Source organism: Bradyrhizobium sp. UFLA05-89, assembly GCF_059803475.1.
In genome coordinates, this window is the sequence record NZ_JBANBA010000101.1 from 22,008 (window position 1) to 34,950 (window position 12,943).

General features: G+C 63.5%; 15 protein-coding genes and 2 pseudogenes. 9 read left to right on the top strand and 8 right to left on the bottom strand.

The window, feature by feature from the left end:
- Positions 1-265 precede the first annotated feature (265 nt).
- Both SO139_RS35660 and SO139_RS35665 read left to right on the top strand, forming a co-directional pair.
- A complete protein-coding gene (locus tag SO139_RS35660; protein ID WP_474803154.1) occupies positions 266-466 on the top strand; it encodes a hypothetical protein in 201 nt (66 codons plus the stop codon).
- A gap of 44 nt (positions 467-510) precedes the next feature.
- On the top strand, positions 511-750 hold the full coding sequence (locus SO139_RS35665; RefSeq protein WP_474803156.1) for a hypothetical protein: 240 nt from the start codon (positions 511-513) through the stop codon (positions 748-750).
- 310 nt (positions 751-1,060) lie between these two features.
- Here SO139_RS35665 and SO139_RS35670 read toward each other — a convergent pair.
- The 3 genes and pseudogenes from SO139_RS35670 to SO139_RS35680 form a co-directional block, all read right to left on the bottom strand.
- Positions 1,061-1,438 (bottom strand): annotated as a pseudogene (locus SO139_RS35670) (MFS transporter); the annotation flags it as partial.
- 64 nt (positions 1,439-1,502) lie between these two features.
- Positions 1,503-2,873 carry an NAD(P)-binding domain-containing protein gene (locus tag SO139_RS35675; RefSeq protein WP_474803159.1) on the bottom strand — a complete coding sequence of 457 codons (1,371 nt, stop codon included), beginning with the start codon at positions 2,871-2,873 and terminating at the stop codon, positions 1,503-1,505.
- 49 nt (positions 2,874-2,922) lie between these two features.
- The gene (locus SO139_RS35680) at positions 2,923-3,243 is read right to left on the bottom strand and encodes an ArsR/SmtB family transcription factor (RefSeq protein ID WP_474803161.1); all 321 of its coding nucleotides are present in this window, start codon (positions 3,241-3,243) and stop codon (positions 2,923-2,925) included.
- Positions 3,244-3,376: 133 nt separating this feature from the next.
- On the opposite strand from SO139_RS35680, the gene SO139_RS35685 reads away from it, so the two are divergent.
- The 5 genes and pseudogenes from SO139_RS35685 (at position 3,377) to arsH (ending at position 6,069) form a co-directional block, all read left to right on the top strand.
- Entirely contained in the window at positions 3,377-3,739 is a 363-nt protein-coding gene (locus tag SO139_RS35685; protein ID WP_498541475.1) for an ArsR/SmtB family transcription factor, read from the top strand.
- A complete protein-coding gene (locus SO139_RS35690; protein ID WP_474803166.1) occupies positions 3,732-4,259 on the top strand; it encodes an arsenate reductase ArsC in 528 nt (175 codons plus the stop codon). Before SO139_RS35685 ends, SO139_RS35690 begins: the two co-directional genes overlap by 8 nt.
- The gene (locus SO139_RS35695) at positions 4,259-4,960 is read left to right on the top strand and encodes an aquaporin (RefSeq protein ID WP_474803169.1); all 702 of its coding nucleotides are present in this window, start codon (positions 4,259-4,261) and stop codon (positions 4,958-4,960) included. The genes SO139_RS35690 and SO139_RS35695 overlap by 1 nt, the downstream gene beginning before the upstream one ends.
- On the top strand, positions 4,957-5,358 hold the full coding sequence (arsC, locus tag SO139_RS35700) for an arsenate reductase (glutaredoxin) (protein WP_474803172.1): 402 nt from the start codon (positions 4,957-4,959) through the stop codon (positions 5,356-5,358). The genes SO139_RS35695 and arsC overlap by 4 nt, the downstream gene beginning before the upstream one ends.
- A pseudogene (arsH, locus tag SO139_RS35705) lies at positions 5,351-6,069 on the top strand (arsenical resistance protein ArsH). The gene arsC and the pseudogene arsH overlap by 8 nt, the downstream one beginning before the upstream one ends.
- Positions 6,070-6,106: 37 nt before the next feature.
- On the opposite strand, the gene SO139_RS35710 reads toward arsH, so the two are convergent.
- Both SO139_RS35710 and SO139_RS35715 read right to left on the bottom strand, forming a co-directional pair.
- A complete protein-coding gene (locus SO139_RS35710; RefSeq protein ID WP_498541476.1) occupies positions 6,107-8,719 on the bottom strand; it encodes an arsenate reductase (azurin) large subunit in 2,613 nt (870 codons plus the stop codon).
- A 14-nt stretch (positions 8,720-8,733) separates the two neighbouring features.
- A complete protein-coding gene (locus tag SO139_RS35715; protein ID WP_474803175.1) occupies positions 8,734-9,255 on the bottom strand; it encodes an arsenate reductase (azurin) small subunit in 522 nt (173 codons plus the stop codon).
- Between the two features lie 270 nt (positions 9,256-9,525).
- Between SO139_RS35715 and SO139_RS35720 the strand changes: the two genes are divergently transcribed.
- Positions 9,526-9,927, top strand: a complete 402-nt coding sequence (locus SO139_RS35720; RefSeq protein WP_474803193.1) for an ArsR/SmtB family transcription factor — start codon at positions 9,526-9,528, stop codon at positions 9,925-9,927.
- Between the two features lie 207 nt (positions 9,928-10,134).
- Here SO139_RS35720 and SO139_RS35725 read toward each other — a convergent pair whose 3' ends face one another.
- The 3 genes from SO139_RS35725 to SO139_RS35735 form a co-directional block, all read right to left on the bottom strand.
- A complete protein-coding gene (locus SO139_RS35725; RefSeq protein WP_474803178.1) occupies positions 10,135-10,269 on the bottom strand; it encodes a hypothetical protein in 135 nt (44 codons plus the stop codon).
- A 183-nt stretch (positions 10,270-10,452) separates the two neighbouring features.
- Complete coding sequence (locus tag SO139_RS35730; protein WP_474803181.1) at positions 10,453-10,776, bottom strand: hypothetical protein; 324 nt, start codon at positions 10,774-10,776, stop codon at positions 10,453-10,455.
- A gap of 82 nt (positions 10,777-10,858) precedes the next feature.
- The gene (locus SO139_RS35735; RefSeq protein WP_474803184.1) at positions 10,859-11,311 is read right to left on the bottom strand and encodes an Hsp20 family protein; all 453 of its coding nucleotides are present in this window, start codon (positions 11,309-11,311) and stop codon (positions 10,859-10,861) included.
- A 776-nt stretch (positions 11,312-12,087) separates the two neighbouring features.
- Between SO139_RS35735 and SO139_RS35740 the strand changes: the two genes are divergently transcribed.
- Positions 12,088-12,717, top strand: coding sequence for a LabA-like NYN domain-containing protein (locus tag SO139_RS35740; protein ID WP_474803187.1), 630 nt, complete (start codon positions 12,088-12,090; stop codon positions 12,715-12,717).
- Positions 12,718-12,943: the final 226 nt, after the last annotated feature.

Consider the following 12,943-nt stretch of genomic DNA (forward strand, 5'->3'; position numbering starts at 1 on the left):
GTGTAGCCCGTCGTCCACGCGATCTCGTCCGGCGCGCCGACGCTTTCAGGTCAACGACCAAAGCAAATGACGCTGAATCCTTGGTTTGAGCCGCTTACGGCCTTTGAGCCATTCCTGAAAAGTTCCGCCCCCGGCGCGAAAGATAGCCCTTGCCCCGCGGCTGCGGAGAGGCGCAGGCTGTAGTCATCACAGCCCGGACCTCGGCTGCTATCTGTGATGAGAACGCCAGTAGCGCTCCCGCCTACTCGAACAAGGGAGCAGCGCCATGACGAAGCGGCGTCGTTTCAAACAGACTAGATCTTTGGAAGAGCGCCTTGCCGAAGAGGCTCAGCGTTTGCGCGAAGAAGCGAGCCTGCTTCCGCACGGGCCTCTACGCGAGCAGGTCATCCGGAAGGCGCGGCAATGTGAGACCGGCTCGCACATGAGCGACTGGCTGTGCTCGCCCGGACTGAAGCCGCCCGAGTGAGCCGCTCCAGTTGAAATTGCTGCATCGGGGCTGGTTGACCCTCCATGGCAGAGTCGTTCGGCAAAGAATTCACCATCGTCGAGGCGACCTCGGACTCGGGATCAACGACGGAAATATGGCTCGCTCTCGCTAAGCCGAGCCAAGCTGTAACCCTGGTCCTTGCGGCCGTACCGGAAGGCTGGACAGCACACGTTTTGCCGAGCGTCCTGTCTGATAAGCAGCAAGAAATATTCGAGGAAGTACACCTTCAACCCGGCGAGGTTTACAAGCTTTCGACTGAGTAAGCGGCTCGATTGACGCGACCTGGGCCTCTGACGAGACCGCGGCGCATGATCGATCACGCGAAGGCCCTGGTCGCCTTTATTCGCTTTTCGGCTGGAGTATACGCAAAGCCTGATCGCGTCATTCCGGCGTAACGCGCTTCTTGAGAAACTCGCCCACTGCCTGCAGCAGGAGAGGGTGCATCTTGGTCCTCTCTCGATGCGCGATTTCGCGCAGAGCATCGTAGGTCGCCGGCTCCAAGTAAAGCGACATCTGGCGTGCTCGCTCCTTCAGCGTGCCACGCGGCGGCGAGGCCGGCGCCCTGGCCCCGCCAAGATCGGTCGACGGCGACGTGTCGCCGGCCGGCAAGCGGTCGGTAAGAGCCTTGAGGCCAGGCATGTAAGCCCCGGCGAAACCGAGACCTGCCAAGGCCCAAATGGCTGTCCCGGTCCAGAAACCCTCCGCGAATAGTCCGAACGCGATCGTCGCCAGTCCGCTCACGATGGATCCGCAGAGCAGCACCAGGCGCGCGTCGATCCTGTCGGTGAGCGTCGTCAGCACCGGAACGGCGAGCATGTAGCCAAATGCATAACCGCTCGCCATGAGGCCGCCCTCCGCGGCGCTCAGGCCCCAGGCCGGCATGAGATGCTGGGCGAGATTGGCGGACAGAGCGACGTGCGGCAGCAAATTCCCGATCTGTCCGAGACACATCGCGACAATCAACGACCGGCCGTTCAGGCCCACGATTCGACCGCTCATCTTCCCGCCTAGCCGATTACGAACATCCGCAGCCGGCGGCGCCAGCCCTCTTTGCACCCTCATCGGCGGCGCAGCAGGCTGCGGCGTCCTGCTTGGCAGGACCGCCGCAGCATCCGGATGCGCCATCGCCGCCCTCGACCCCGCCGCGCGTGCAGACGCCAGTCTCTGGCAGTTCGAGCTCGACGCGCTCGGCGGCCTCTCTGTCGCCGGCGATGTCGGCCGCAATCGAACGGACTTGTTCGTACCCCGTCATCATCAGAAAGGTCGGGGCGCGACCGTAGGCCTTCATGCCGGCGAGATAGAAGCCGCGATCGTCCTGCTCGAGTTCGCGCGCCCCGTGCGGACGTACGGTGCCGCAGGAGTGCTCGTTTGGATCGATCAGCGGCGCGAGCGCGACCGGCGCTTCGATCGCCGGATCGAGCCGGAGCCTGATCTCGCTCAAGAAACTGAAGTCCGGGCGGAAGCCAGTCGCGACCACCAGTTCGTCCGCGAGGATGCTGCGTCCGCAGCAGGCGGATGAGGTCGTGATCCGGAGCCGGCCATCCGCTTGCGTGATGCCGGCGACGGGAAAGCCGGCCTCGACCTGGACCTGGCCCGACGCGACAAGCGACGCAAAGTGGGCGCCGAGCTCGCCGCGGGCGGAGAGCTTGTCGTTCGCCCCGCCTCCAAAGCTTTTCTCGGGGTTGCCGCTCCGGAGCAGCCAGATGGGCCGCGTGCCCGGCGCCTGCTGAGCGAGAGTTGTCAGATCGCTTAGGGTGCCGATGGCCGAATGCCCCGCCCCCAGAACGGCGACGGTCTTGCCCGCAAACCGGGCTCGCTCCTTACCGAGGACGTCCGGCATCCCGTACGAAATCCGCGCGGCAGCCTCGCGCTCGCCGATCGCCGGCAGTCCGCCGGCGCCGGCGGAGTTCGGCGAGCCCCAAGTCCCGGACGCGTCGATCACGGCGTCGGCGCGCAGCGTCTCGGGACCCTTGCCGTTCTGGTAGCGGATCTCGAACGGCGCCGCCTCCCGGCCCTTGGTCTTGGCCTTGTCGAAGCCGACGCGACCGATGGCGGTGACGCGACTGTTCGTCCGGATCATGTCGCGCAGCACTGTCCTGGTCGCCAGCGGCTCGATGTAGTGTTCGAGCAGCTCGGCCCCGGTGGGATAGACCTGCGGGTCTGGCAAATTCCAGCCCGTCGGCGCCAGCAGGCGCGCGGCCGCCTTGTCGATGCTGTACTCCCACGGGGAGAACAACTGCACGTGCCGCCATTGCCGTATGGAGTGTCCTACTTCGGGCCCGGCCTCCAGCACGATCGGTGTCATGTCGCGTTCGAGAATATGCGCTGCTGCCGCCAGGCCGACCGGCCCGGCACCGATGATCGCCACCGTCTTTCCCGCGCTCATCTCGCTTCTCCTATGTTTCTAGAATCATCGAAAGACTGTTCAAAAAAACTCATGCCGCCGGGCGCGCTGCCGCGCCACACTCGGCTTCGTCGGCGCAGCACTCGGCGACCAGAAAATCCACCAAGCCCCGCATTGTGTCGAACTCGGCATGACAGATCAGCGTCGTACCTTCGCGAAGCTGAGTCACCAGGCCGACGGCGACGAGACCCTTGATGTGATGGGACAAGGTCGAGGCCGGGATCTTCAGCCGCTCCTGCAGTCGCCCGACCGGCAGGCCTGCGTGACCGGCGCGGACGAGCGTCCGATAGATCTTCAGCCGGGTCGGGTTGCCCAGCGCTTCCAAGCGTGCCGCTGCATCGTCAATTTTCATGGCCGGCACTATGCGCCCGCTCGATCCCGCCGTCAACGATACTTCTAGAATATTCGAAATAAAGGCGGCCGGCTGTCGGGGGCTCCCCGGTTTCGGGTTGACGCCGGCCCAATAATTCCATAAGTCTGGATATATGGAAACCGAAGAAGCCGTCCTGGCGCTCGACGCCCTGTCCCAACCGACCCGTCTGGAGGCCTTCCGGACGCTGGTGAGCCACGAACCTGACGGCCTTGCGGCCGGCGACCTCGCCCGCCTGTTGGAAGTCCCGCCGAACACGCTCTCTGCCCATCTGTCGATCCTGACCCGCGCGCGCCTGGTGACATCCGAACGACGCAGTCGCTCGATCGTCTACCGCGCCCACCTCACCGAATTCCGAAACGTCGCGGTTTTCCTGCTGCGGGACTGCTGCGGCGGGCGACCGGAAGTTTGCCAGCCGGTGGTCGAGAGCCTGCAATCCTGCTGCACTCCGAAGCGAAAGGAGCGAAGCCGTGCCTGACCAGATGTACAATGTTCTGTTCCTATGTACTGGCAACTCGGCGCGCTCGATCCTCGCCGAGTCGATCCTTCGCAAGGACGGCGCCGGCCGCTTCCAGGCCTTCTCCGCCGGCAGCACGCCGAAAGGCGCGGTACACCCGATGGCGCTGCGCACGCTCGAGAGCATAGACTATCCCGTCGACGGCATGCGCTCCAAAAGTTGGTTGGAGTTCGCCGCTCCCGATGCGCCGGTGATGGATTTCGTCTTCACCGTCTGCGACAACGCCGCCGGCGAGACCTGCCCGGTCTGGCCGGGTCAACCAATGACTGCGCACTGGGGCATCGAAGATCCCGCCGCGGCCGAAGGCACGGACCTGGAAAAAAAGGCCGCGTTCATCACCGCGTTCCGCTACCTCAGAAATCGGATTGATACCTTCGTGAGCCTCCCGCTGAGGAGCATCGACAAGCTCTCGCTCGGCACCAAGCTGCGCGAAATCGGCCGCTCCGAAGGCGCGACACGCCCAACGCCGAAGGCCGGCTGATGGACACGTTCGACCTTTCGCGGCGCCTGGCGGCCGAAGCGCTCGGCACAGGAATTCTGGTCGCCACCGTGGTCGGCTCCGGCATCATGGCCGAAACGCTGACCAAGGACGTCGCTCTTGCGCTTCTCTGCAATACCTTGCCGACCGGGGCCATCCTGGTTGTCCTGATCACCGTGCTCGGTCCGATCTCCGGCGCACACTTCAACCCGGCCGTCACCCTTGTCTTCACCGGCAAGCGCGAGCTCCCGGTCGATGAGGCCGCGCTCTATGTGGTCGCGCAGATCGCGGGAGGCATCGCGGGAACCGTGGCCGCGCATCTGATGTTCGGACTGCCGCTGCTCGACTTCTCGACCAAGGTTCGGACCGGAGGGCCGCAATGGTTTGCCGAGGCCGTCGCTGCCTTCGGCCTGGTCGCAACGATCCTGGCGGGCATCCGCTTCCAGCGGACAGCCGTACCCTGGCTGGTCGGCTTGTACATCACGGCCGCCTACTGGTTCACCGCTTCGACTTCGTTCGCAAATCCGGCGGTGGCGATCGCGCGCTCGTTGACGAACACCTTTTCGGGCATTCGCCCGGTGGACGTGCCGGGCTTCATTCTCGCTGAGCTGGCCGGTGCGTTCGCCGGGATGCTTTTGATGAACTGGATGCTGGGGCGGCCGAAGGCGCGCGGCCCGGTGCCGATCGCGGAGACCCAAAGATGACCGTCACGATCTATCACAACCCGGATTGCGGCACATCCCGCAACACTTTGGCCATGATCCGCCAAAGCGGCGAGGAGCCGACCGTCATCGAATATCTGAAGACGCCGCCGAGCCGCGCGAAGCTGGTGGAATTGATCGCGGCCATGGGAATCCCCGTCCGTGACTTGCTTCGGAAGAAGGGCACGCCCTACGCGGAACTAGGGCTCGCCGATCCGAAGTGGACCGACGACGATCTGCTCGACTTCATGGTGAAGTATCCGATCCTGATCAACCGCCCTGTCGTCGTGGCCCCGAAAGGCGTGAAGCTCTGCCGGCCGTCCGAAGCCGTGCTGGAGATCTTGCCCAACGGCAAAATCGGTCGGTTCGTGAAAGAAGACGGTGAAGTCGTTGATGCCTGAACTACCCGACCTGCCGTATCTCACTTCGTCCGCCGTATCGCTTCCCGATCTGCATCGTCTGCGACCAGCACCGTCCACGCATAAGCCGCGGATCTTGCTGTTGTACGGATCTCTGCGTCAGCGCTCGTTCAGCCGCTTCGCCGCCGAAGAAGCGGCCCGCCTGCTGGAGGCGTTCGGCGCAGAATGTCGGATGTTCAACCCTTCCGGCTTGCCGCTGCCGGACGATGCGCCGGCCGATCACCCGAAGGTCCCGAATTGCGCGAACTGTCGGCCTGGTCCGAAGGACAGGTCTGGAGCAGTCCGGAACGCCATGGCAGCATCTCGGGCATCATGAAGACTCAGATCGACTGGATCCCCTTATCGATCGGGGCGGTGCGCCCGACCCAAGGTAAGACGCTCGCCCTCATGCAGGTGAGCGGCGGCTCGCAGTCCTTCAATGCGGTCAACCAGCTTCGCGTGCTCGGGCGATGGATGCGCATGATCACGATCCCGAACCAGTCTTCCGTGGCGAAGGCCTACGAACAATTCGACGATGCGGGCCGCATGAAACCGTCGGCTTACTACGACCGCGTCGTCGACGTGATGGAAGAACTGATGAAGTTCACGCTGCTGACGCGCGATTGCTCCGCCTACCTCACGGACCGGTACAGCGAACACAAGGAAGAAGCGGCTAAACTGCAGGAACGGCTCGCCTTGAATAGAGCTTTGTGAAGCGGTCGGCCCCGACGCTGAGTCGGGGCCGCTGTCCTCAAGCTCTGTAGTCGAGCTGCTTGAAGCTGAGATGCTTCACGCCCTCGGGCGCATCCGCGAGTTTGCGGATATTCGCCCACGTCTGCTTGTAGTTCGGGATGATGAATTCGTTCACCCCGGGCGAGACCACGTTCCCTTGTACGCCGGTCGCCTGGGCGAAGAGCATGAAGGTCTGCTTCGGTTTGGCGGTGGGCGTCGGATAGACCATGGCCTGGGTCGAGCCGTTGTCGTTGTAGACTTCGACCAGATCGCCTTGCTTGACCCGCAGCTCGTCCATGTCCTGCGGGTTCATCTGGAGGTAGGGATAGGGCATCCGATCCGTGACGAACTCGTTGTCCTGGTCGAGGTAGGAGCTCTGCCAGGTAACGTTGGCGCGGCCGTTGTTGATCAGGAACGGGAATTTCTTCATCTCGGCTTCTTTGCCGGGCGCCTGCAAACCGCGCCACTGCGTCTCCATGAACCTGGCCTTGCCGTCCTTGCTGTTGAACTTGCCGTCGGCGTAAAGCCGTTTGGTGCCGAGGATCCGCTCGGTGCCGGTCGTTGCTGGCAACACCGCCGCTGTTGTTGCGGCGCCCTTTTTCTGGACGGGCTCCTTCCCGCGCGTTCCTTCGATGGCCGGCCCCTTCAGGACCTCCCCCGTCGTTGTGCCGGTCGAGGTGCCGGCGGCGACAGGCCCCGTGGTCTCGAGCCCGGTCGCGGGCTCCTGGAAGCCGTTCGTACCCATGGTGCGCAGCCGGGCATAAGTGACAAACTCGCCGCCCTTCTCATGCTGATGATAGCCGTCCATGAAGGCATCTTCTTCGGTCTGCCAGTCGAAGCCCTTGAAGTGGTCGGCAATGTCGGCCTTGCCCTGTTCGCGCAGCACCCGTTCCATGTGGTTGGCGATGCGCGCGGCGATCAGGCAATCGGGCAGCGCCTGCCCCGGCGGGTCCATGTACTTCTCGGTCAGCCGCATCCGGCGTTCGCCGTTCATCGAAGTGAGATTGGCCTCCCCCGACGTCGCCGCCGGCAGCCAGACATGGCTCGCCTCGCCGATCTTCGTCGGCACGATGTCGACGTCGACCGCAAACAGCCCGCCCTTCTTGATCGCGTCGACGATCGCGTTGATCATCGCCGGTCGGTCACCATAGGGCGCCGTCATCATGGCGTCCTTCACCATGTCGGTGCGCTTCTTGTAGGCTTGCTTGAACTTGAATGCGTTTAGCGTGGTCTTGTAGTGGTCGCATCCCCAGATGTGATGGACACCGCCCTTGCCGTCGATCAGGAGCTGGTCGACGTACGCGGCGGGCCGTCCCACATGTGCGTCGGACGGGCGGGAGTAGCCCTCCTGGTGCCCACCCATGCGCACGCAACCACCGCCCGGCCGACCGATATTGCCGGTAGCGAGCGCGACATTCACCAGGGCGCCGTTGGTGCGGTAATTGTCGTTGCCCCAGATCAGGCCCTTCTCATACGCAAACATGGTTCGCCGACGTGCATTGGCCGCCTTGGGCTGCGCGATCCACTCCGCGGATTTACGGATTTCGTCAGCGGTAAGACCGGTAATCGTCGCGGCCTCTTCCAGGCTGATTTTGTTTGAGGCCTTCATCTGGTCGAAGTTGGTCGTCGACGCGTCAATGAATGCCTTGTCGAGCCAACCCTTGTCCGCGATGTAAATCGTCCACGCGTTGAACAAGGCGAGGTCCGTTCCGGAATTGATCGCCAGGTGCATGACGTTGTCTTTGCCGGCTTCGACCTCGCAGGCGTTGACCGTCACCGTTCGACGCGGATCGACGATGATGACCTTGGCGCGCTCCACCGGCTCTGAGCCAAACTCGGCCTTCTTCTTGTCCAGCGAGGTTCCGCGCAGGTTGGGGACCCAGTGATTCAGGAAGTAGTTGGTCTGGGTCTCGAGCCCGTTGGTGCCGACCGCGACGATCGTGTCGGCGAGCTCGGCATCTTCGTAGCAGTTGTTGAGCTCGCCCACGCCCATGTCGCGGGTGGCGTGGACTTCCGAGTTGTACGCCGGCCGATTGTGAATCCGGATGTTCTTCACCTTCATGGCGCCGAAGTAGAGCTTGCCGGTGCCCCAGGTGTTCTCATATCCGCCGCCGGCGCCGCCGTGGTCGAACGCCGAGACGAACACGCCGTCTTCGCCCATGTCGTTCATGACCGCGACCGTCACGCGCGCGACGAGGTCGAGCGCATCGTCCCAGCTTGTTGGCTGCATCTGTCCATAACGCCAGACCATGGGAACCGTGAGGCGCTGCAACTGCGTATTGCGCTGCTGAGAGTAGCTCATCTCCGCCATGCGCGCGCCGCGGATCGAGCCCAAGCCCGAATTCACGACGCAGTCCTTATCGGGCTTGATGACGATGTGCACATCCTGCCCGTTCTGGCGCACGATGTTGTACATCGAAGGCGAATACCAGGCGACGGTCTCCGCGCCCTGTTGCTTGCTCAGATCGGCGCCGAACTTGTTCTGATCGGGTGCCGTCCCGCCCTGTTTACTGGTGGACCAGGTGTATGCCTTGTAGCCGCATCCGACGATGCAGTAGTGGCACGTTACGTTGGACTCCTTGGCGTCCGCGGGGATGATCGGGAGCCGGTCGATTTGACGCTTGTAGGCCATGATCGTTCCTCCCCTTAGAGCACGTTGGAAAGGCGGCCGTAGAGTAGTTCGTCCACGCCTTCGGCGTAGATGTCGCCCTTGTCGTCGACGCGCAGCACGTATTGCGGGAGATTCTGCGTGGCCTGGCCCCAGATCTGCTGGCCGCCCGCCTCGCAGTCGAACCGGGAATAATGGCCGGGGCAGTTCATGGTGCGATCGGCCGCGCTGTAGTTGAGGGTGAAGCCCTTGTGCGGACAGGTCGTCGTGAAGCCGACGATATCGCCTTCGGCACCGACCCCGCCCTGCACTTGCTTGCCGAGCTTCAGGAGCACGCCCGGGGCCCTGTCGTCCGGATAGGCGACGTTCAGAGGCTCGTTGAGCTTGAGATCCTTGATGTTGGCCAGGCGATTGACGGGATAGTCCACCCTCGCGGCGGCTGTCGCAGCCTGGGTGGGGGATGGCGAGATTGAGCTGACGGCAACGCCGGCAGCGGCGAGACCCGCCCCGCTCATGAAGCGACGGCGGCCGACATCGACCATACGATCGCAGCGCGACATGGTGAATGCTCCTCGACCTTCGCCAGTACGCCTACTGGCGGCTGTTTCCTCGAGATCGGCCCGATACGCCTACCGGCCCGGAGCGCCCGCTTCTGTCGCACGCCCTTCACATCGAGGGGGTACGATGTGTCGAGACGTCTCGACATATTTAATAGTCGAAACGTGCTGGCTTGTCACCTTCCCTGTGGGGTAAACATGACGCACCTAGACGAATCGCGCGGAGATTACGGAATGCGGAAATCCATGCTGGCGGTTGCCAGCCACGCCAGCATGAGGTCGGCCGAAGGAAGTCTGACGGAGCCTCACGCGATCTCCGCTCTTGCTGCACTCGCCCAGCCGACGCGGCTGGCGATCTTCCGGCTGCTGATGAAGCACGAACCGGTCGGCATCACCGCCGGTGTAATCGCTGACACCATCGGCGCACCGCACAATACCCTCTCGAGCCACCTCGCGATTCTGGTGCGGGCCGGCCTTCTGCGCTCGTCCCGCGAGGGCCGCACCATCATCTACCGGTCGGACGTCGACGGCATGCGCTCCCTGATCGCATTCCTGGTCAACGACTGCTGCGACGGCCATCCCGAGCTCTGCAACCTGGTCGCTGCGGACGCCGTGGCCTGTTGCGCGCCGGCGAAAGCAAAACCGGCGAAGAAGGCGGTCAAGCGGAAGAGCTGATCGATGATCTGAACGCTCTGGGGACTGGCGGTCCAGACGCTGGCAGGGCTTTTCGGCGGTCATGCGGCCGCCGGCGCGGCGCACGAACATCGCTTCGTGCTGGTCGGCCACAGACCGGCTGGGCGCCCCTGAGCGTCGTCTCAGCAAAACCGTCCGCACCATGTGCACCGACGGCCGATCTGACGGATGCCACCGGCACGAACCAGGTCATGTCTTGGCCGGCGGCTTCAGCGGACTGTCGATCCACCTGCGGGCGGCGGGGTCGTGCAGCGGGTCGTCGTCGCAATTGATGCAGACGTAGCGCTCTCCGCCCTTGCCCGTCTTGTCACGGACGAGCTTCATCGAATGCCGTCCCGCCTGATCCGAACCACCGGCACGCGGGCGTCGGTCGCGCTGCGCCTGTCGTGTCTGGCCTCGATCCACGCCTGTACCTGGGGCCGGAGCGCTCGGGCGACAGCCTGCTGGGAAGGCTCGCCGATTCCGTGCTGTACGTGCGAATTGTCCATGACGTCCTCCCTCGCCCGTTCAAGCCGCCGCACAGCGCTCGGTCAAGCGAAGGCGCATCGGCTTGCCGCCGGGCGGCTGGTGCGGGCCGCCGTCGAGTTCGCGCAGCGCCTCGAAAATGTCGTCGATGGTGACGGGGGCCTTCAGCCCTTCCGGAGCCCGTATGGAGGGGCAGGATGCGATCGCCGATGCATCCGAGGCCCATGAAGCTAAAATTGCGCGCTTCTCGCCGAGGCTGAGGCCCGGATGAGAGACCACATCCCGCGGGTGTTCAAACCTTGTCCCGGGATGAAGCAGGTAATCGAAATCGAATACGTTGTCGTCGATCGCGGTCGTCGGCCGCATGGTCGCCTCCTGATTTGGACGAGTTACCGGTGCCGCCGCGTGACATCGCGCGGCGGCGTCGATCGTGTACGTCGCAGGCCGATCAGGCCGCCTTGGATTCGATCTGCTTGACGTTGCCCGAGGTCGCGCCGTTGATGTCAATGCGACGCGGCTTCATCGCCTCGGGGATCTCCCGCACCAGATCGATGACGAGCAGGCCGTTCTCGAACTTGGCGCCCTTGACCTCGACGTGGTCTGCAAGCGTGAACTGCCGCTTGAAGTTGCGCGCCGAGATGCCGCGATGCAGGAAGGTCTTCTCCTCCTTCTCGGCTTTGTGGCCTTCCAAGGTCAGCACGTTCTGCTCGACCGTGAGCGCGACCTCATCCGGCGAGAAGCCGGCGAGCGCCACCGAGATCTGGAAGCGGTTCTCGTCGAAGCGTTCGATGTTGTAGGGGGGATAGGTCTCTTCGGCGGTCCTCTGGACCTCGTCGAGAACGTCGAAAAGGCGGTCGAAACCGATGGTCGACCTCCACAGGGGAGTCCAATCATACCTCATAGCCAAATCCTCCTCAGAGCAAGATGGGTACGAGCCGGCACCGGACACCTGACCGGCGCCCGCCTTGCAGGGCCCTAAGGCACCCTGACCGCGTCTGCGGCGACAAAAAAATTTGGAAGCCGCGTGAAAGTTTCAAGGGGTAATGTGAAATTTTCGCAAGGAGATGGGTAAACAATTTTAGTCCGGCAACTGGACGCCTCCGGCAGGTCGTCCTTGTCGATCTTGATCTTCAGCCGAATGCCATGAAGGGCCATCCCTATGGCTGATCGTTTTCCCGGTCGCCACGGCTGGGCCGGCGCTAGTCGGCCCCTGTGCGGCTTCGACGTACAGGACTCTTGGCGCGGCGGCCCGGCGCGGTCGATCCATGGGCCGAGGCGACCAACATCAGAAACAGCGCTCGATAGGCGTGGTACTTGGCGGCGGCCCTGCTGCCTTCCAATCCGTGCATGAGCGGCCGCCCATCGGTCGTGCAGAGATACCACCTGCACGTTCGACGGCGTGGTCTCAGATGAATCTCGAAGAGCGGCAGGTCGTCGGGCATCGCCTTCCTCGGCTCCGGACTTCGATCGTCCTTGCTGCGCATTCAAAGTTCATGAAAAAGCTTTTGAAAGCTCAAAAAATCGAAGATAGCCTCTCCCCTGTCGGGGCTCGGACGCAACGTCGCTCAGGGGCCGAGCGGGCGGCGTCAAGACCGCACCGACTTCGAATTCGGATCGATCGGTAAATGGGGCGCGTGCGGAAATGTTCCGCATTTGAGACAAGTCGGGTTATGCAGGATGTCGCCCGCGCCAAGCAGGATCGCCCTTTTCATCGACGGCGCCAACCTATACGCCACGGCCAAGGTGCTCGGCTTCGACATCGACTACAAGCGCCTCCTGACGGAGTTTCAGGGCCGGGGCACGCTGCTCCGCGCCTTCTACTACACGGCAATTATCGAGGACCAGGAGTTCTCCTCGATCCGACCGCTGGTCGATTGGCTCGAATACAACGGCTATAGCGTCGTGACAAAGGCGACTAAGGAATTCATCGACTCGTCCGGGCGCCGCAAGATCAAGGCCAACATGAACATCGAGCTCGCGGTCGACGCCATGGAGCTTGCCGGAAAAGTCGATGAGCTGGTGCTGTTCTCGGGCGACGGCGATTTCCGCGCTCTGATAGCAGCGGTGCAGCGCCGCGGCGTCCGTGTCACGGTGGTCTCGACGATTGGCACGCAGCCACCGATGATCGCCGATGAGCTCCGCCGTCAGGCCGACGTGTTCACCGATTTGTTGGAGCTGCAATCCAAGGCCGGCCGCGACCCGTCCGAACGCCAGGCCGTGCGTGAACGCAGTGATCCGCGTCGAGAGTACGCGCAGCGGCCCACCCCGCCTCGGCCGAGCGGCCAGACCAACGAAGTCGAGCCTTGAGCTGCTCGCCCCAGGCTCAGTTCCGTAGATTCCCTGACTCGGAATCCGGACGGCCAGTCGCGGTATGTCGTCCGAGGAATTTCAGCACGATTTCCGGAGCGCCGTGCGGATGGAGATCGAATGAGCAAGTGAGCTCAGAACTCCGCTATGTTGCCCTCGGTGTTAATTTCTGATCGCCGTCTTCCCCGAAACGCTCCGACCTGGTCCCGATGGGAAGCGTGAGATG